This is a genomic window from Chitinophaga skermanii (assembly GCF_003259335.1).
GTDB classification, from domain to species: Bacteria; Bacteroidota; Bacteroidia; order Chitinophagales; family Chitinophagaceae; genus Chitinophaga; species Chitinophaga skermanii.
The window spans coordinates 19,938-39,739 of the sequence record NZ_QLLL01000014.1; the positions used below are offsets into that span (position 1 = coordinate 19,938).

The following is a 19,802-nucleotide window of genomic DNA, read 5'->3' on the forward strand; positions in this document are numbered from 1 at the left end:
ATTGCTATGCAGCAAAACTATTAAGCGGCGAGGGTTTTATGGGTTAACGAGACTTGATATAACCTTAATGAATGTTAAAATTTTAGACAATTAGTTTATATCCTTTACCACGAACATTCACAATTTGAATACGTTCATCATATTGTAAGAATTTGCGCATACGGGTCATGTAAACATCCATATTACGGGCATTAAAGAAACTATCATCCCCCCAAATTTCCATCAGCATATCTTTTCTTGCCGTGATTTGGTGTAGGTTGTCGGCTAACATTTTCAATATATCGGCTTCCCTTTGCGATAAACGTTGTACGCCATTGGGGTGGTGGAGGGTTTGACGGGGATAATCGAATTGGTAATCCCCAATCAGCAAATACTGCGTATCACTCTTCTTCGCTGTAGGTTTAGCTTGTACCCGTTTCAGCAACGCTTGCATGCGCATGATCAGCTCCTCGATACTAAAAGGTTTCTTCATGTAATCGTCGGCTCCCACTTGGAAACCCTTAATAACATCTTGTACTTCGCTTTTTGCAGTAAGGAAAATGAGTGGTATTTGATCATTGATGGCCCGGATTTCCGTCACCAACGTAATGCCGTCTTTCTTGGGCATCATAATATCAACAATACAAATACTTGGTTGTAGCAATTGGAATAGCTGGAGGCCTTCTACACCATTGGTGGCAATGGTTACATCAAAACCTTTCATCGCTAGCGTTTCCTTCACCACGCCCGCTAACACGTTTTCATCTTCAACCAATAAAACCTTTACTTGTTCCATGCTCTTTTCAAATGTATGGTGAATGTTGTGCCTTTCCCTAGTTCGCTGGTAACGGAGATGTGCCCATTTAGTTCAGTTACGAGGCTTTTTACATGACTCAATCCCAGTCCATATCCTTTCACATCATGCACATTGCCTTGCGGAACACGGTAAAACTTATCGAAAATGAGTGCAAGTTGTGAGGTAGCGATCCCAATCCCGCGATCTTGTACCAATATAATCACTTGTTCTTCGTTGCCCGTAACACGTATGCTTACCCAACGGTTGTCAACCGCTGTGTACTTTATCGCGTTATCTACAAGGTTAACAATAATCGTTTCCAAATAAGCCGCTTCCGTATGAATAACCGGGTTATCCAATTGTACTGTCAATACAAGCTGCACCCCCTGCAATTTGGAAAAACGTGCCAGTACACTGGGTAACCAAGTATCGAGCGCAATAGCGGTAACTGGCCCCGCAATTTGTGCATGATGTTCCAAGCGTGTTAGCTGCACAATGCGATCGAGGAGAAGCTGTAGTTTGCGTAATTCCTCTCGTTCAAGTTGTAAATACCGCGATGTCTTTTCTGGATCGTGCATACCCCCGAAATCAAGTAATGTTTCGTTTGTAGCACTCAAGATCGCAACAGGTGTTTTGAGTTCATGGGTGATATTGGAAATGAAATCATTCTTCATCACCTCTAACTTTTTCTGTTTGATAATGATACGCCAGAGTATCCAAATACAGAAGATTATGAGCACCACCAATAAAAACGACAATACAATGGGCCATAATATCTTCACAAACAACCAACCACTAAGTCCTTGAAATTGCGCAGCAATATTCGGCTTACGCGAATAACTATCCGCTCGCAAGTTAACGATCATAGGTGCTTGTAATGAAGTATCGGCTGGGGAAAGGGTTAAGATGGTAAAAGGAAGATGAATATTCCGGGCCGCCAACTCTTTTGTGTAAAAGCGGCGCAGCACAGCCGTATCAACACTCACAATGTTACTCATGCTAAAGATGGAAGATAATAACCTTTTAGGATCAACACCTACGGCTTTTAAGTCCACATTTTTCCGCACCAGCATGGTATCGGAATTGCCGGCCCTCGCTTCCATATCGCCCGAGAAAACGGTTACAACGCCTCTACTCACGGGTCTTTTCTTCGAAGTATCATGGCGATCGCCAACGTGTATATCACCGGAAAGGTCGAACCGTTCAGCTGAAAGCGGCAAGCCAGGGGCGCTGGTGCCTTGGATTTTACCCTTCAATCCCATTTTCTCAATCGCTTCCACCATAGCTTGGTCGTACGCTTTCTGTAAAGCATCGGAAGCAACCTGTTGGAAATTCTGTTGCTGGTTCGTATACACACTGAACAACCAGTACAACTGGAAAACAGTTACAGCCAATGCTGTAGGTATAGCAATCCACCAAATCCGCTTGACGATAAAATCCATATAACAAATGTAATGAACGAATAGGCAGGGAAAATAAAACATTAACGTTCATTAACAAAATATCGAGGTTGGTTAACAGTTGGGGGGGATGGGAATTGGTGGAAGTTGGGAATTGAAGAACATTTTAAAATGCTAAAAAGTATGTTATGCTGATTTATTTCTAGGTTCTAATGGATTATATCAAAATCAATAAATAAACAATTATTCTGATAAACTAATGCATTTGGCCATTAATTGCTCCTGAACATACCTATTTGTTATATGTTCCTGCTCCAATCTTCGGTTTTCCTTTTGTAAAAAGGCATACATTTTTTGTTCATAGGGATGTAAATGAGGTAATTCAATCTTGCGGTATTTGGAATGTACCGAAAACGAAGAAAATTCATTGTACGTCGTTTCGTCCATTAAAAAACTCATAGCGTGATGGTAGTAATTTCGTGTCATGTTCAACATTTCAAAACCAGCTGCATCCATGTCGAACCAGCAATACAGTTCACAATTAGCCAGCCAAGGAATATGTTTATTAACCCGGCTTTTAAAACCTTCTCCAAAGATGGCTACGCTGTTTTTGATTTTTGGAAAGGAACGAAAACAGGCTCCATTCTCAATAATAAACACCTTGTCTGGTTTCCACGGGAGTAAAGCAGCATCATCAATCGTGAGCGCCACTTCATGATATCCCAAGGTAGATTTTAGTACCTCATCCAATACCCTTACTTGTGTATAGATATTGTTACGTTTTATTTGATACCTGCCCGAAAAATCTTTTTCTGTTATGTTAATCTTATATGAAGGCAATATATTATCCAACATCTTTTTCAAAGGCTTAGTATTCTGTTCGATAAACTTTGTGTGCAACGCTATCGGAAGCTCACGTAGGTAAAACGGATGAGGAGGGCTATGGTCGAAGAAGTAACGGACTACTTTCAGTAAATCGGACATGATGCCCGCATAAGTTAGTAGGAAAGCAGGTTGCTCAGCAACCCATTGAGAATTGTTCGGAAAAGAGTCAGTAATTAGCTTAAAGGTTTCTTTTATTTTCAAAAAAACTTTTTCCCGCTTAGTAAAGAAAAGATAATCCTCCAGGCTTTCAAAGAATATTTTATCGGGTATCTTTTGTGGTGATCCCTGTATGTTTTTTGTTTTCCATATTACAGTATATCCTTTGCCTTTTGCTTCCTTTGAGTGATTATATAAAGGCACAATAGCAAGTTGAAGTTGGTTAAAGCCAGTATCTTTTACTTTTTTGTCTGATGGTATAACCAGTGGAAAAGGATTTTCATTTTTTAAAATAGCACCCGCTATTCTAAAAAAGTGTTTATCTGATTTAACTAAAAGTTCCTGTAGTGTTATCATTCTGATTCTTCGCTTATTTGTTTAAATTTTTCACCTTGTTCATAATACTGCTCCATTGTTAGGTTATACAATACTGAATTTTTTTTATTCTTAATTTCTACAAAATGCACCGCATGAATGTATGGTTCTGCGATGTTTATTTTGTCTAATGGGGTTACTACGAGAATTTGCAAATTGAGTTGTTCGCAGAATTCCATTAAGAAACGGCTTTTCTCAGGATCCAGCCTGCTAAAGGCTTCATCAACTGTTATGAAGCGAAGGCTTTTGTGTTGACGACCTTGTTGAAAAATTCCAAACTGGTGTGCAATAGCTGCGCCCAAAATGGCATATGTGAACTGTGCTTTTTGCCCTCCCGAATAGCTGGCGGTGTTATCATGGTATTGCTCTGCTTTGTTTTCTATCATAGAGTATTCTCTCGCACTAAAGGTGAGCCAGTTGCGTACATCACTTACTTTTCTACGCCAGGTTTCTTCTTTTTGAAGTTCGGTAATTAGGTGCTTAATTTTTTCAAATACCTGTTCCCTGTAAAGGTCGTCTTGCTGTGTGGCAAAGTCCAACGCATTAGGAATTGCATCACTAAGCTGCCCACGGAAGATATTAATTTCGTTTTCACCACGCAGTGGTCGGTGTTCAAGTTGCAGATAAGTGTCGGGATTGCGGTTAAAAGTAATTTTCTTTAATGGAATGTTTAGTTCCTCAATCATATCCTTAATCTTATCCAGCTCAGTGTTCAGCCAAGTACGGTAGCTGGTAAGTGCATCTAGCATGCTTTTGTCCATGTATTCGCGGAACCTTTTTTTATGTTTCACCAACCGCTGTGTTTGTATAATATTATATAGCTCTTCAATTTCCTCTATATTTTTAAGATCAGCGCTGATGTTGATTACATCGCCATGCCAACTTGGAAAGTCTCGGATTATTTTTTCCTCTGGATGAACAAATGCCGCTATGTCTTTGATAATCTTTTGTTCCAGTTGGTTAACAGTTTCTGAAGCCGTTCGTTGCCTTGATTTTAGCCTAGTGCCAATCTGTTTTATCTCATTTTCAAAGGCTGAAAGTCCCTGTTCATTAATAAGTTCAAGTTTTTCTTCCTGCAAAAATCTCTGGATAGAACGTGATCCTGTATCGGAGAGTGCCTTAAAATCAAGGCTAAGCAATCTGGCGTTTTTATTAATATACTCATCGTTCAATGTTTTTATTTCTCCAACTAAACGATCTCTTTTGGCGTGTTCTAATTGTAGTATTCTTTCCGTGTCCTTAATCAGTTCAACAATTTGCTCATACGCGTGCGATGATTTCTTAAGTTCATTTAACTGTTCGTTCAACAACACTAACTTTTTTGCATGCCGCTGCCAATCTATCTCGTCATAATATCGGTATCGAAGTAAGTTAGTAATTGCAAGTATAGTTTTATTAATGTCGTCAATGCGTGGTGTTATTTCCCTGATTTTGTCACTTATCTGTTGATAATTTGATTCTGCCAGGTGTTTCTGTTGTTGTAGGTATTTTATTGTTTCCCGGTTATCCCATCCCAAGCGATATTTCCCTTTGTGCCATTTGCCGGGGCGGTCATCTTTTTCATGGCGGTTTACATTGCGCATGAGTCCATTGGATGTAATAGCTTTTTGTGATCCATAGAACACATCCAGGTCGTCGGTACAATAATAATTGAAACGATCAAATAAAGCATTTGTTATCCAGTCTTTATAGATAGAGTCCTTAAATTCCAATTTATCCACGAGATCATTCTCATCTGTCGACCAGCGAAGTAATGGTGCAATTCTCTTCTCTATTTTTTGGTATACTAATTTAGTTTGCAAATCATTGTTATAAATAAAATGATTGACTGCCTTTATAAATTTTTCCGGTACTAGCAATTGCATAGAAAAATTATGTAACAGTCGCTCAATAGCGTCTTCCCATTTTTGTTCTGCCGGTTTTACCTTTATTAACTCACCGGCAAAAGGAAGTTCAACTTCTGTTATATCCAACAGTTCTGTTAGCCGTTTTCTAGCCTGTACTAGATCTTCGGGTATTCGATTTCTTCGCTCTAGCAGTGAGGATATCTGCTTTTGTAACTCATTTATCTTTGTTTCTGTACTTTCTTGTTCAATTTTATATCTCGTTTTTTGTTCCGACAATCTCTCTTGGTCCTTGGGTATGATAATGCCCAGTTTTTCAGCCTGCTTGTAGTTTTCGTTAAATGCAGAACTACTTGAAGGGAAATCCAACTTCAGTTGCTTACAAGTGTCTTCATAAAATTTACTCGCTGCAGATTTATCATTTCTTTTGATGATTTCTGCTTCAATATCCTTATTCAGTAAGGTTACCTGGTGGTCGATGTTCAGGGCGGCCTTTTGGGTGATTAATTGAACTTTTTTCTCATCTAATTCGCTTATTCTTTCTGTTGTAAGACGCTTTTCTTCTTGAGCTATTGTTGTATCCCATTTAACCTTACTAATATATGTTACTAACAGGTCATACTCTTTTTTATTAAGATAGAAGGGCATTTGTTCTTCCACAAAATCGAGCTCGGTTTTAAGGCTTCGTTGTTCATACAGTGTGTCTTTATGGATGATAATGGGTGTAAGAAGCTCCAATTGTTTTTCATCTTTCTGTATAGCTTTATGGCTGATAAGTAGGTCACTATAATGTTCATACAAGCTTCTGAATTGCTCTTCCGCTTCTGATTCTTCTAGCATTTCTTGCCTTATAAAGTTTGTAAGATCACCCAATACTTTTATGCCCACTGTCTGGCTAAAGAGTGATAGCGCTTTATCTTTTAGACCGAACAAATCGCTAAAACGGCTGGCATATTCTTTAAAGCTGTTGTATAGTTCTGTTTTAGGGAATTGGTTTTTCAATTTCTTTTTCCAATCACCTCGTATATCAAAATGATTTTTTCCAAAATGCTCATTGATGTTGAGCAAGTAGGGTGCAATGAGGAAGATTTTTTGCAAACTTCCATTGCTGTACCATCTAACCTGTATTAATGATATAGTGTGATGTGTACCTGAGTTTTGAAAGCAAGCCAGTAGAACAGAATAGGGATTTTCTGCTTTTTGTCGTAATTGCTCTATTTTGGATTTTTCTTCCTCCTCGGAAAAGGTTTTACCATGATAGCCCCAAAAGTAGGAGTTTTCGTCTCTTTCTTTTTTAGATTCAGCACCCGACGATTGGTTGTAAAACCTTTTACCAGTAGGTACCAGTATAGTGAGCAGGGCATCTATTAAAGTGGTTTTACCGCTACCATTTGCTCCAGTAAGTAGTGAGGTCCGACCATCGGGTTGCAGTTTGTACACTTTACCATTAAAGGTCCCCCAGTTAAACACTTCGAGGTACCGTAGCCTATAGCCATTGTCTGTATTATTGTTACTAAAGAGTGTGGACATAATGGGCGAGCTTTTGTTTTATTTCTTCTAGCTTTTCGTTGTTGATAAATGCTTTCAGAATCCGTTTTATTTCATACTGGTTGTTGTCCTTGTTAACAGTATCTTCGCGGTTGAGTTTCAGTATACCGATGTTAAGCAACACAGTAATGGGTTTGGACAAGTCACGCCACAATTTACTCTTGTTGGTTTGTTCTTTGTAAAACAACTCAATACGTTCTTTAATCTCCTTTTGTGTTAGAAAGTATTTAGTGCCATCACTGCGTACATCAAATTCTTCCAGGCCTTCCCGCAACATGACAGCTAGCAGGGTAGACTCGTAATTCAGCGCCTGTTTTTTCATCAATCGTGGTAATGGTTGTTCTTCATCCTCGCCAGCTTCCGGTTGTAGCACTCTAGCAAAGCCATCCTGTTCAGTAATGATTAACTGCATCCCTATTTTTCCAAAGTATTCCTGTATGGCCGATTGCCAACCCAGTATATCGCGCCAAGTATTTTTGTCATCCGCATACACTGGCCCTTGCAGCAGTTTAATAATGGCAGCGGCATAAGGCGCCCTTAATATTTTCGGTTCCATATTAATGTACAATTGGTTTTGTATAAATAATCATCGGCACATTTACCCAACGGTCACCAACCAGGATTGGCTCTTTAGCATCCTCTAAAATAATATGATGGCTACCTTCGGTTGCGAGTGAAAAGTAACCTACTACTTCGCTTAGGCCATTTTCGATACCATAGACATCAATAATTTCCCTTAATGTTGCCTGGCCTTTGGCTTCCACTATTACGTCTATACGTTGTTGTAGCTTCTTCTTATCAATAGTAAACTGGTCAAACAGGGCTTTATAGTCAACCTCTTCTTCTTCCGTATGATTGTCGGGAAATAAGACGGTCGTAGCCGTATCTCGTTCTTCGCCTAGTTGCCAACGGTCAAAAAGATTAATGATAGGCTCATCCTCAATTATAATGAATTGTTCCTCCTTTATTTTTGTATCAATTAGGTCAAAAGCCATTTGCCGTATGTCTCCAATTAGTTCCATGGCCTTTCTACGTTCTAATAAGCTTTTTTCAGATAATACCCGGCTAATTTTTTCGCTTAATTTTTTATTGGCGTCTATTACTTTCCGGCCAGAAACATGCAAGTAGCGTTTCAGGTTTTTAAGGAATTTATCGTTATTATAGTCAATATTGTTTTCGGTCAATATCTGGTAAAGTCGCTCGGTAAGTACGCTAAATTCCTGTTGTCTTTTTTCGTTCATCAAAAACTCCCAAAAAGCTTTAAAGCTTTTACCTTGAGGCTTTTGGTCTATATCGTCCAATGCATCTAACGCAAATACCAACAGTGTGCCCTTCGCTATGTCGCGCTCTGTGTATTTCCGTTGTATGTCTTTGCGTATCTGCTCAAAGTTTTGCTCCACTTCTGAAAAATCAGCCAATAGTTCACGGGCCATTTTGTTGAGGTCGTAAAACTGCTCTTTAATTTCGGTTTCGTCAAACACGCTTGGCTTTTTACCTAGTTTGATAAGGTTAATCTCGTTTTCTATTTCGAATTTCTTTTTCTGCAATTCTTCTATGCGAGCTTCGGGATCTTCATTGGTTTGCTCTACCATTTTTTGCAGTTTAAAAAAGATGTCTTTAAACCGGCTGTTAGTTCCTATATATTCGCGCGGTGCTAGGTCCTCTAACCATTTAAGTACTTTAATAGTGTCCGGCGTCAATTCGTGCAAGTCTTCGCCATCGTCGCCAGGATATTTACGGAGGTACCCGCTATTACTCCATTTATCAATATATTGGGAGGCTCTTATTGCGAAATCGTCGAATAGAGTAGCAGCATCTAACTCCTCATCTTTTTCTTCATAAGATAGCTCTTCCATATATCCCTCAAGCTTGCTGCGGAGTTCGCCGTTGGCAATAGTAGTTGTATTTGCATCCGTAAATACTTTATGTAGAAACGAAATAATGAACGGCGCATTTTTGAGCCGAATCAGCTGCAACGGTTTTGCCGTTTTAAACTGTTGAACAATGGATTCAAATGTCATATTACATAAATATAAACATCATTTAGATACATACCTTACACAATTATATTTTGTCATTAACTTATTTTCTTTGCAAATATTGCTTTAATAGCTCCTCTTTTTGATTCCAATATGAATTCAATAACGCAACTAAACAAGAACCTTTTCAACACAAAATATTAGCAATGTTTCTATATTAATGAGTAATTACATTTTTTGTATATAAATGCATCTATTCAAACAACAGCAGTTTTATATATTTGCATTTTAACAAGTTTGCTAACTATTTGATTTTGAATACGATGATGTGAGAAATTTTTGATTACGTTCGAACTGAAAAGGGGTAATTGTACCGAAATAAATAGATACATATATTCAAGACTAAAATGACACACAAGCCTTATAGTTATTGATAACCAGCGCAGGTTCGACTCCTGTTCTGGGCACAAAATGTAAACACCATCTTTACTTTGTAGAGATGGTGTTATTATTGATTAGATATAAACAATCTGCTTCCTTAGGGTTGTAACACAAACCCTTTATCAACCTCTCCACAATACATCTTCATTCCGTTTATTACATAATAATATTTCCCTTTTTCCATATGCAATCCTGCTCTTAAAGTTCCATTTACCCACTGGTTCGCTAATGTTACAACATAAAATGCACTCGAATCATGTGGTGCAATTGTTCTTTTCAAGGTAGATGGTGTTAGCAATGCAGTATCTAAAAATAATTCCATCCTCGGCAAGCCATAATTAAACATGCTTGTTTTCCCCGTGGTCATCGTATCGGGGGGTAATAATATCCTAAAATAACTACCCGGTGAAGATGTAAGTTCAATGGAATCCACAGGGAAGCCAATATTTAAGTTGAATGGTTGCGCTGTTTCATTGATAATATGTGTCCAAAATACAGCATACACATACGCCTTACCATGTGGGTCGGTGTACCTTAATCCTCCTTTGGGAAAACTGTTTTGTATGGTAACCTGGCTACCACTGGCATCCGTATAGGTATTCTTGGTATAGGGGGTATCGGCACGGATGTTAGATGGCATATGCTTTGTTGGAAGACCAGTTTTTTGCGGCTCGTTGCAAGACGCACAAGTTGCCAACATTAAAGTCAATAAATAGAAGGGTAAATGTGTCATCTTTCTTTTCGTATTATAGATATAAATGGCAGATCCCAATTAACAGCCACGTGTTTTCCGCGCGATTATTTTAATAAGAAACCCAATCTCATCCGACACAACCTGGTCGGCCACCACATCATAAAACTTACCCGACCTATAACGAATGCCCCAATCCGTTCTGTCAATAACAAGCTTTCCATTGGCTGTTAATACGCCATCCTTCAATTCCATGCTGGCAGGAAAAGTAACTAGCCTTGTAACACCCTTAATGGTTAGTTTGCCTGTAACAAGTATCGTTTTATCGCTTTCTGTAGTCACGTTGGTGATTACAATGGCAGAAGTAGGGAATTTCTCCACGTCAAAATAATCAGGTGATTTTAAGTGATGTATAGGCGTATTGGTATTCGATTTGTCTTTATATGCCAGCGAGTGTAAGTTAATGACTGCCGATCCGCCAATAAGTTGACCGTTTTCAACAATGAAGGCACCATTAGAAAGGTATACAAACCCTGTATGTTCTTTGTCGGGCGAGAGCACCATAGTACCTGTCCATGTAATTACACTTTCTTTGGTATCGATCGCATATACTTCTCCTTTGTTGCTCGATGGTGTAACTGCTTTTTCCTTTTTTTGAGAAGTTTGGCAATTGGAAAACAAAACGGCTGCCAGTAAACTAATGTACATAAATAACTTGTTGTTCATACGAAAGGTGTTCTTGAGTGATAGGTAATTGCCCTTTTTTAATGAGTCATCGTTTTCGGGCTTTAAAAGGATGATGCAACGAAATTCTTTGATATCTTTCAGCACGGGAAATTTGGCGTGTAAATAGAATTGTAAACATTGTAAATTTTTAAATTGACTATATGCGTACTAGGCAACAGCTCCTCTTAGGAAAGCGCAAATACCTCGTTGGGTCTATCTTAGGGCTCATGATAACTTTCATCTGTGTAGCGTTCACGATGGGTAGCAGCGAGGATTTTGATATGGCTAGGCGAGAAGTGTTACTGCGTAAAATTGGGCATGAATTACTTTTACAATCAGGCGATAGTACATCGAGGGTGCTTCCTGTAAGAAAGCTAGGAAAGCATGAGTACCAAATCAGTTTTGAGCAGGCGTTTTCTTTTCAACCGGAAATATTAGTGAACACTACTCGGCATGTATTGGCGCAAGATCCCCAAGCAGGGGAGTACGTAGTAAATGTAGTAAACTGCAATAGTAGTACGATCGCCTATAGTTATGCCATATCCCACAATAGGAAGGATGATATCGTTAGCTGTATTGGAAGGAAACAGCCAACTGCCTGCTACACAATTAATGTAATGTTCAAAACATTGGATACCAATACTGCAAAATCCGGTTATTTATTGGGCAGCATTCCATTGATAGCCCTTGTTGGCTTCTTATTGCTAAGGTCGGTTAAACCTAAAAACGTACCCGTACCCAATGTTAGCCAACCTACAAACTGCATGACTATAGGTGCCGTGTTGTTCGATGCCCAACAAAAGAAACTCCACATCCACGAACAAACGATCGAGTTAACCAAAACAGAAACCCGCGTATTGTTACTTTTCGCCGTTTCGCCCAACGAAATTATCGAGCGAAGCAGGTTGCAAAAGGAAATATGGGAAGATGAAGGTGTGATAGTAGGGCGTAGCCTAGATATGTTCATCTCCAAATTGCGGAAAAAACTGGAACCAGATCCAAGCCTAAAAATTGTAGTGATACGCGGTAAAGGATATAAACTAGAAATCAGCGCTTAAAAATAGTAAATAGGGGCATCCCCAATCCAGCTCATTTACCCCTAAAAAGCCTTCATCCTTGTAAAACGATGAAGGCTTTTTCGTACTATTTATCCCTCCAATTCCTCCCATTTCCCCCTCCATATCAAAAAAATCGAATGTTTTTTTAGTGTATTGAAACACCCCGAACCACCCTCCCAAAACCCATGTTTTTCAAGGAATAACCCAATTCGTTACATGTGCCTTAAGTGCATTAAGGTTTAGTACGATGAATTGAATATCAGCATGTTATGATGAAATTAGTTTGGAATATTGCATTTAATTTCAATAAATTTGATCATTCAAAGCATAGCATACGGGACGTTTATTTTTCCTTACGTTGAATGAGAAATTAGTAAGGCACATGTGTATTTAGATTACCACGATTTATGAAGTAGCATTTGTTCCCAAACCGTAAACACAAAACACCCATGATGTAGAAAACCTGGGGGAGCACTAACCCCCATATCAACCAATTTATAACCCGTAAAAAATCCACTTTATGAAAAAATTGACTCTGCGGCTTGCAGCCGCAGGCATGCTATGCGTTGCATTGTATGCTTGTAAAAAAAACATCTACACGCCTGGTGAAAACGACAATGGCACCACGGTAAGAGCAAACGAATCTGTTAGTATATGGACCACCACCGGCAGCCAAAGCCAGCTTCTCCAACAACAAGGCAATGTTACTTTCGCACCTGATGCAGGCACCAACGCTACTACCATTACGGTAAACGACGCCACCACTTACCAAAGTATCGATGGCTTCGGCTTTACCCTTACACAAGGTAGTGCCAAACTTATCAGCAACCTGTCGGCATCCGCGCAAAGCTCTTTGTTAAATGAATTATTTAGCCCATCCAGCGGCATCGGCTTATCCGTTGTAAGGGTAGGTGTAGGAGCCACCGATTTAAGTGACTATTCATACACCTATCGCGATGGTGCATCGTTCAGCCTAGCCGGCCCCGATCAAACGTACACCATCCCAATTTTGAAGAAAATCTTAGCAATCAATCCCGCCATCAAAGTATTGGCTACCCCGTGGACTGCCCCCACTTGGATGAAAACCAACGGCTCGTTCGTTGGCGGCACCCTAAAAGCTGAAAACTACGAAAGCTACGGGCAATACTGGCTCGATTACATGAATGCTATGAGAGGACAAGGCATCGAAATCTGGGGTATCACACCACAGAACGAACCGCTCAATCCGTATAACGAACCTAGTATGACCCTCACGAAGGAGAACCAACTAGGCCTTATCAATAGCTATATCGGTCCTAAACTACGCGGCGCCGGTTTTAACTGTAAAATTATTTGCTACGATCACAACTGTGATAATACCGAGTACCCCATCTACGTTGCTAATAACAGCTCTTACGTAGATGGCTCCGCCTTCCACTTATATGGCGGGAATATCTCGGCCATGACCACCGTAAAGAACGCCACCAACAAAAACGTATACTTCACTGAACAGTATACTTCCACCACGGGTAGCTTCTCCGGTGATCTTTCATGGCATATCCAAAACGTAGTCATCGGTTCCCTCAATAACTGGTCGAAAACCGTTTTGGAATGGAACCTCGCGAGCGACTCGCAAGGTGGCCCACATACCCCAGGTGGCAGTACCGTATCAAGAGGTGCCGTAACAATCGATGGTAGCACAATTACAAGAAGAGTGGGCTATTACATTATTGCACATGTATCTAAGTTTGTGCAACCGGGCGCTGTTCGTATTGCATCTAACAGCTCGGGCAACATTCAAACAACTGCGTTTAAAAATAGCGATGGCTCTAAAGTACTATTGGCTTTCAACAACGGCGGCTCTAGTGTTTCCTTTAAAGTGAAATGGGGTAACCAATCATTTACCTACTCGTTAGCAGCTGGTTCTGCAGCTACCTTCAAATGGTCGGGTACAGGCGGCGGCACTACTTCCCCAGCTCCTATCGGTCAAAATATTACGTTGAAAGGTTTGAATAACCAATACGTAAGTAGCGAAAACGGTACCCAAGCAATGAATTGTAACAGGGCTACAGCATCCGGCTGGGAAACCTTTACTGTAGTAGATGCAGGTGGCGGAAAAGTTGCTTTACAAGCTATGGGTAAATACGTAAGTTCTGAAAATGGTGCACAAGCCATGACTTGCAACCGTACCACGATCGGTGATTGGGAGAAGTTTGACTGGGTAGTGAATGCCGATGGTAAAATATCGTTGCGTGGTAACAACGGTCAATATGTTAGTTCAGAAAACGGTACACAACCAATGAATTGCAACCGTGCTTCTATATCGGGTTGGGAGGCATTTGGTGTAAACCAGTAGCCTATTCTACACATGAAATCGTTTACCCACCGCTGGCAAAAGGCCCGGTGGGTAAACTAAATTACAGACCATGAGAGTTTTTCTAATCAATATCTTATGCCTGCTTGCCTGTGCACATGTTGCTGCCCAACAAAAGCAGCCATTCGCTACAGTAGAACTATCTGGAGGCTACCAAGTAGCCAACCTTCATTGGTCAATCGCAGGTAAAGTAAATGGCGCACCTGTTAATGTATTGTCGGAAGTGAAATGGAGTGACCTAAGCGGTCCTACATTTAATGCTACGCTACAATTACACCCCGCTAAGCAAATATTCATCGGCGCAGCGCTTACGCGATCTTTCATCAAATCCGGCAATGCCACCGATACAGATTACGGAGATAACGATCGTAGCGCCACTACCTACCACGCACAATTAAATAGTGATGAAGGCTCGCTACAAACATGCCGGCTCTACGGCGGTTATTATTTCCTCCAACAAAGAAAATGGCAAGTGGCGGCCATGATGGGCTATACAAACAATAAAGCATGGCTGTATTTACTCAACCACGCAGCGGAAGTGCCCGGTCAAAAGAACCTTCGTTCTACCTATAGCACAACTTGGAAAGGTATTACAGGAGGCATCATTGGCAACTACCATGCAACATCATGGCTAGCTATATCAGCAGATGCGCAATACAGCCAAGTGGCATACCGCGCCGTAGCAGATTGGAATTTGATCGATGCATTTCAACATCCCATCAGCTTTACACAGCGAGCCAATGGATTCGATCTGCGTATGGCCGTTAGTAGTGTTTTTAAATTGAACCACTATCTAGCACTTTTCATCACAGGCACGTACCAACACGCCGAAACAGGGTATGGTACAGACGAATTATTTTTAGCATCGGGTGCTGTTCAAACAACACGTTTTAACGGCGCATTTACAGGTGCTAAGCAAATAGCTATCGGCACGCGTATGCAATTCTAAGCAACTAAGTTTTCATAATCAAATCTACCCAACTCCCTTTTTTATTCTTTTTAGAAGCATGCTCTTCTGAATCTAGCAAGTTCTTAATCCGCACAGCATACGCCCAGCAAGTGCCTTGCCGCATACCCGTTTTCTCTGCAATTTGGTAAGAAGAAATATGCCCCTTGGTTGTAAATACGAGGTATACAATGTAAAATGCCTTGTTGATGGGTATACGGTTATTCTCGAATATCGTATCATTCATCGGCGATTCTTCATAGGCACATTTATTACAACGACGACTAAATGGTTTTCGTCCCTTACTAAAGTTATGATAACTACATTTCTTACAAGTGAACCCGTTACTCCATTTTAAATCGGCGAGGAAACGGTAACAATTCTCTTGGTCGGGGTATTTCTGGCTGAATTCTTCGAAGGTTAAAGCGGCCGATTTTATGCGGGCATCCGTAATTTTTTCGATATTGGTTTTCAATGCTGCATTGTCCTTCTCAAGTATACCATTCATGCGGGCAATCTCTTGCGCTTGCAAATAAATCTCCCGCGATTGTAGTTCCAATTGTTTTGTACGGGCCGCAACCTGTTCTTCCAATTGTTGGTTCACGGTTTCTTGTAGCTTCAAGTGATGCTGCATATGGTAAATAGCGTCGTCTTGGGCTTGCTTCTTCTCTTTTCTAAATAGCCTTACTTGGTCGCCGATGGAAAAGGAGAGGAAGATCATTTCTAATACAAAACCCATCACCATCCCGTAATGTGCCGCCACGGCCGGGTTACCGGTAATAAATCCTAACACGTTAATCAATTTAGCAATCGCTCCAATAAACAATAAGGCATTCCCCACAACAAAAAACCGGGCAGGCTTAAATCCCTTGTACCAAATAATAACACCCGTTATGAAGGCCGTAAACAGCGGTATAAAATCAAGGAATTTATAGATGAACCATTCTTTTTTGAACAAAAGACAAATAATAAAGAAAGCTGTACGTACAATAATGGTCCAGTTAATTATTTTATATAAAACAGGACTCTGCCTTTTTACCCGCAACAACGAGCGTGCAAAAATGAGCGCGAATACACTCATGCAGTACAATGAAACGCCATACATGTAAACATTTAATGTAGGGGTATTAGGCCATAAAAATTGGAAGGCAATACCATCGGTACTCGCTTCATACACCCCAACACTTACAATGTATAATACATAATAAAGGTAATGCCTTAGCCCCGTTGCCATTAACATCAGCAAGTTGTAAAAGCAAAACACGATGATCATACCATAAAACAAGCCGTACGTAATGTATTCTACAAGGGCATAGTTAATAAATCGCTCCAGCGTTCGGTACACCATAATGAAATTGATCTCGTTCAAAGATTTTATCCGAACGTAATAAGTATACGTGCCCGCTGCCGTAGTAGGAATAAGGAATTCAAAGTTCTTATGCCTGAAAAGCCGGTCTTGGAAATTCTTAGCGGCCCCGGCATGCGCTGGAATATATTGGCCATCCGCGCCCGGTAAATAAAGCGTAATATCGTCGATCGTTTGATCGAAAAACTCGATTACACTATGGCGTTTGTCGAGCGACTGTGGAATGACCACCTGCACCTTGAACCAGTAAGCCGATGATTGATGCGTATTTTTAGGGTAGTAGCTGGTATTCGTTTTAAATGCCCCCGCTGCGTCCCGTTGCCTTATTTCATCGAATGTTAAGTTGCCTACAGGATCTTCTAACCAATGGATTTCGCCGAATGTGAAAATGTATTCTGCCGTTTTATGCAATATGTTCACCGGCTTTTGTGCCTGTAAGCTAATGCATGCGCAACAGCATAAAATAGCAGTTAGATAGGCTTTAATAGGAACGTTGAATCGAATCATGTGGAACGCGGTGGAATTTTGGTGGATGTATTGTATATGTAATGGCGGGATGTACTATAAAAGCATCCTATACGTGGAATAATGGCCATTAAGTGTTTGGTTGTTCTACTGTTTTTTCCTGTAACTAGTCATTTATCTTCATACTTGCGACAATTTTGCTCGTTGATCCTACTTACACAACTGCAGGCCGTGTAGTTGTACTAATGTAATGAAACCGGCGGATTTATACATCCAATAGGCATGGAAATATAAGATCCTGTTCCAAAGAAACAAAAGGCAAGTTGAAAATCAAAATGATGCACAGTTAGGCGAGGTATATCGGCATCATTAGGTAGGTATCATTACTTTCTAAAAAGTACGTTCATAATCACCTGCGCACGTTCATCTAACAATTGCTGGAATTCTTTTTCCGTTAGCTTAAACATCTTTTTATATAAGGGGGCCATGATAAGGGGGTAGGATAGCAGGGAAAATAAATTCATTAAGAAGTGAATAGGATTCGTTTTGTCGATCAATCCTTCCTCCATGGCTGTCGCCGCTTCTACTAAATAAGTTTTTACAGGGGCCGATTGAATGTTCGCTACAAGCTTTTTCCCGTATGTATTGATTTCAGTAATCAAGAACGTTTCTTCGTACGGGTAAGCCATCAACTCTTTTAAAAATACGTATATCATACGCTCCGTCTTCGCTTTGAATGGTTGACCGGATAACATGCATTCGTCTAAACGTTGACTCAAGCCTTGCAGGGCATCTTGAAAAATAGCGGCCACCAGTTGATCTCTCGAACGGAAATAGTAATGTAAGCCCGTTCTATTTACGCCCGCAGCATCGGCAATTTCTTGCGTGGTAGCATGCAGTTTTCCTTCTGCAAATAGCAGGCGTTTAGCGGTATCTTTAATGAGCTGTTCCGTTCCCGTATTTTTTAGCGGCATAATGCTTTAGCTTAAATGAATGGTTTGTTGAATGCCAATTTCGTCGATGAAATAGTCATCGTGAGAAATCACGAGCAATGTACCTTCAAAATTCTTGACAGCCAAAGTTAGCACCGCTAAACTTTGAATATCGAGGTTGTTGGTGGGTTCGTCGAGTATAAGTATATCGGGCGCATGTCCACTAGCCAACAAGCAGCTCAAAGATAATTTCATTTTCTCACCACCGCTAAGTCCCGCGCATTTTCTATCGAAGAAGTTGGGTGAAAACTGGGCGTCTACGAGTAATTGTTGCAGCTCTTCTTCATCTAATCTTTTGCCATTATGGGCTTGAATTTGTTCGAAAACAGTGAGGGTAGGATCAATAATAGCGTATGCTTGATCGAGGTAGTAATAGGAGAAAGCTGGACTGTTGTTAGTGCCTGTAGTAGGTTGGAGTTGATGCGTGATGAGTTGTAAAAGCGTGGTTTTTCCAATGCCGTTTTCACCTAAGATTTGAACACGATCACCATATTTCACTTGGAAAGAAAGCTTGTTCCAGAGCGGATGCTCGTGGTAACTAAAGTTTACATCAATGAAATCGACGAGCACTTTCCCGGGTTGTGGAGTGGGGGAAGGGATATGAATCTTCAGCGTTTCGTAGACCGAAATTTGCGCCTTGGTTTTTTCAATCTCGATCAGCAGGTGCTCGATTTTCTCTTCATGGGCATTCATCATACGGGCGGTACTACGTTCGGCCTTGTTTTTTAAACCACCGGCGATAATGCGGGGAATGGAATTGCTCATACCAACTGCACGACCGGCCGATTCTTGTTGTGCCCGGTGCCCGGCCATGTCGTTCGCCTTTCGTTCGTACAGCTTGAGGGCTTTGGATTGCTCGTTCAAGCGGGCACGTAACGCGCTCACCTTTTCTAGTTTTTTCTGCTGATAGAAATCGAAATTCCCACCAAAGGTTTCAATCCCCTTGTCGCTGAGTTCTACAATTTTATGCATGAGGTTCAAGAGCGTTCTATCATGACTAACAATCAACATCGTAGATTTACTTTGCTGAATTAGGGTGTACAATTGCCGACGCGTATGGGCATCGAGATGGTTCGAAGGCTCGTCGAGCAGAATAAGGCGCTGACTATTCAATTCCATTGCCGCTAAGAAAACCCGGGTCTTCTGTCCACCACTTAAACTGCCTAGTAACCTATTTTCGCTGATACTACCAACACCCCATTTTTCGAGCACCTTGCGCACCGTGTTTTCAATATCCCAATCTTCATCCAACACGGTAAAATGATGTAAGCCGGTATCGCCACCAAGTATCGCCTGCAAAGCAAGCAACTTCTTATCCACCCCTAAAGCCATCGCCACAGTCCATGTATCATATTCACCTAAATGCTGCGGCACATACCACGGTGTTTCGGTGGTTGTAATATCCCCCGGTGCCGATGGTAACTTACCTGCCAATAATTTTAATAAACTCGACTTCCCCGCACCGTTAATGCCCACCAGCGCCGCTTTCTCACCATCGTTTAATATAAAGTTCAAATCGCTGAATAACGGTACATTATCGGGATGATTATAATGCAACGACTTTACAATTAGTCCCACGGGCCACCTGGTTTTAAAATGAATACCTTGGTTTGTACAGCAAAGATGTAATAAATATTCAATTTTGTTAGACAAAATTGTTAAAATAAGCATTAGTTGTCGATTCAGTTATTATACAGGTATGTAAAGGAGTATATGCGAAGGGTATTAATGTTGTGTAGCCTTGGCTATCGCGCTACTCAAATCCCGCTCTACATTGTATAACAAGCATTAAACTGGTATAA

14 protein-coding genes are annotated in these 19,802 nt (G+C 40.6%); 3 read left to right on the top strand and 11 right to left on the bottom strand.

What is annotated here, in order from left to right; all coding sequences use genetic code 11:
* Positions 1-82 precede the first annotated feature (82 nt).
* The 8 genes from LX64_RS24565 to LX64_RS24600 form a co-directional block, all read right to left on the bottom strand.
* A complete protein-coding gene (locus tag LX64_RS24565; protein ID WP_111600359.1) occupies positions 83-775 on the bottom strand; it encodes a response regulator transcription factor in 693 nt (230 codons plus the stop codon).
* Positions 763-2,217 (bottom strand): sensor histidine kinase, encoded by a 1,455-nt coding sequence (locus LX64_RS24570; protein WP_158538731.1) that lies wholly within the window; start codon positions 2,215-2,217, stop codon positions 763-765. Before LX64_RS24570 ends, LX64_RS24565 begins: the two co-directional genes overlap by 13 nt.
* Positions 2,218-2,418: 201 nt before the next feature.
* Positions 2,419-3,573, bottom strand: a complete 1,155-nt coding sequence (locus LX64_RS24575) for a Wadjet anti-phage system protein JetD domain-containing protein (protein ID WP_111600361.1) — start codon at positions 3,571-3,573, stop codon at positions 2,419-2,421.
* Positions 3,570-6,965, bottom strand: coding sequence for an ATP-binding protein (locus LX64_RS24580; RefSeq protein ID WP_111600362.1), 3,396 nt, complete (start codon positions 6,963-6,965; stop codon positions 3,570-3,572). The genes LX64_RS24575 and LX64_RS24580 overlap by 4 nt, the downstream gene beginning before the upstream one ends.
* Positions 6,949-7,539, bottom strand: a complete 591-nt coding sequence (locus LX64_RS24585; protein WP_111600363.1) for a DUF4194 domain-containing protein — start codon at positions 7,537-7,539, stop codon at positions 6,949-6,951. The genes LX64_RS24580 and LX64_RS24585 overlap by 17 nt, the downstream gene beginning before the upstream one ends.
* Position 7,540: 1 nt before the next feature.
* A complete protein-coding gene (locus LX64_RS24590; protein ID WP_111600364.1) occupies positions 7,541-9,004 on the bottom strand; it encodes a DUF3375 domain-containing protein in 1,464 nt (487 codons plus the stop codon).
* Positions 9,005-9,500: 496 nt separating this feature from the next.
* Positions 9,501-10,043 carry a hypothetical protein gene (locus LX64_RS24595; RefSeq protein ID WP_148707458.1) on the bottom strand — a complete coding sequence of 181 codons (543 nt, stop codon included), beginning with the start codon at positions 10,041-10,043 and terminating at the stop codon, positions 9,501-9,503.
* A 132-nt stretch (positions 10,044-10,175) separates the two neighbouring features.
* Positions 10,176-10,820, bottom strand: a complete 645-nt coding sequence (locus tag LX64_RS24600; RefSeq protein WP_148707459.1) for a YceI family protein — start codon at positions 10,818-10,820, stop codon at positions 10,176-10,178.
* A 161-nt stretch (positions 10,821-10,981) separates the two neighbouring features.
* Between LX64_RS24600 and LX64_RS24605 the strand changes: the two genes are divergently transcribed.
* The 3 genes from LX64_RS24605 to LX64_RS24615 all read left to right on the top strand — a co-directional run bounded on the left by LX64_RS24605 (position 10,982) and on the right by LX64_RS24615 (position 15,180).
* On the top strand, positions 10,982-11,878 hold the full coding sequence (locus tag LX64_RS24605; protein ID WP_111600367.1) for a winged helix-turn-helix domain-containing protein: 897 nt from the start codon (positions 10,982-10,984) through the stop codon (positions 11,876-11,878).
* A gap of 520 nt (positions 11,879-12,398) precedes the next feature.
* Entirely contained in the window at positions 12,399-14,213 is a 1,815-nt protein-coding gene (locus tag LX64_RS24610; protein ID WP_111600368.1) for a glycoside hydrolase family 30 beta sandwich domain-containing protein, read from the top strand.
* 70 nt (positions 14,214-14,283) lie between these two features.
* A complete protein-coding gene (locus tag LX64_RS24615) occupies positions 14,284-15,180 on the top strand; it encodes a hypothetical protein (protein WP_111600369.1) in 897 nt (298 codons plus the stop codon).
* 4 nt (positions 15,181-15,184) lie between these two features.
* Here the strand turns inward: LX64_RS24615 and LX64_RS24620 are convergent, their stop codons facing one another.
* The 3 genes from LX64_RS24620 to LX64_RS24630 form a co-directional block, all read right to left on the bottom strand.
* Entirely contained in the window at positions 15,185-17,050 is a 1,866-nt protein-coding gene (locus LX64_RS24620; RefSeq protein ID WP_245952823.1) for a 7TM diverse intracellular signaling domain-containing protein, read from the bottom strand.
* 341 nt (positions 17,051-17,391) lie between these two features.
* Entirely contained in the window at positions 17,392-17,982 is a 591-nt protein-coding gene (locus tag LX64_RS24625; RefSeq protein WP_111600370.1) for a TetR/AcrR family transcriptional regulator, read from the bottom strand.
* A gap of 6 nt (positions 17,983-17,988) precedes the next feature.
* Positions 17,989-19,578: an ABC-F family ATP-binding cassette domain-containing protein gene (locus LX64_RS24630; protein WP_111600406.1), complete on the bottom strand. Its 1,590-nt coding sequence runs from the start codon at positions 19,576-19,578 to the stop codon at positions 17,989-17,991.
* Positions 19,579-19,802: the final 224 nt, after the last annotated feature.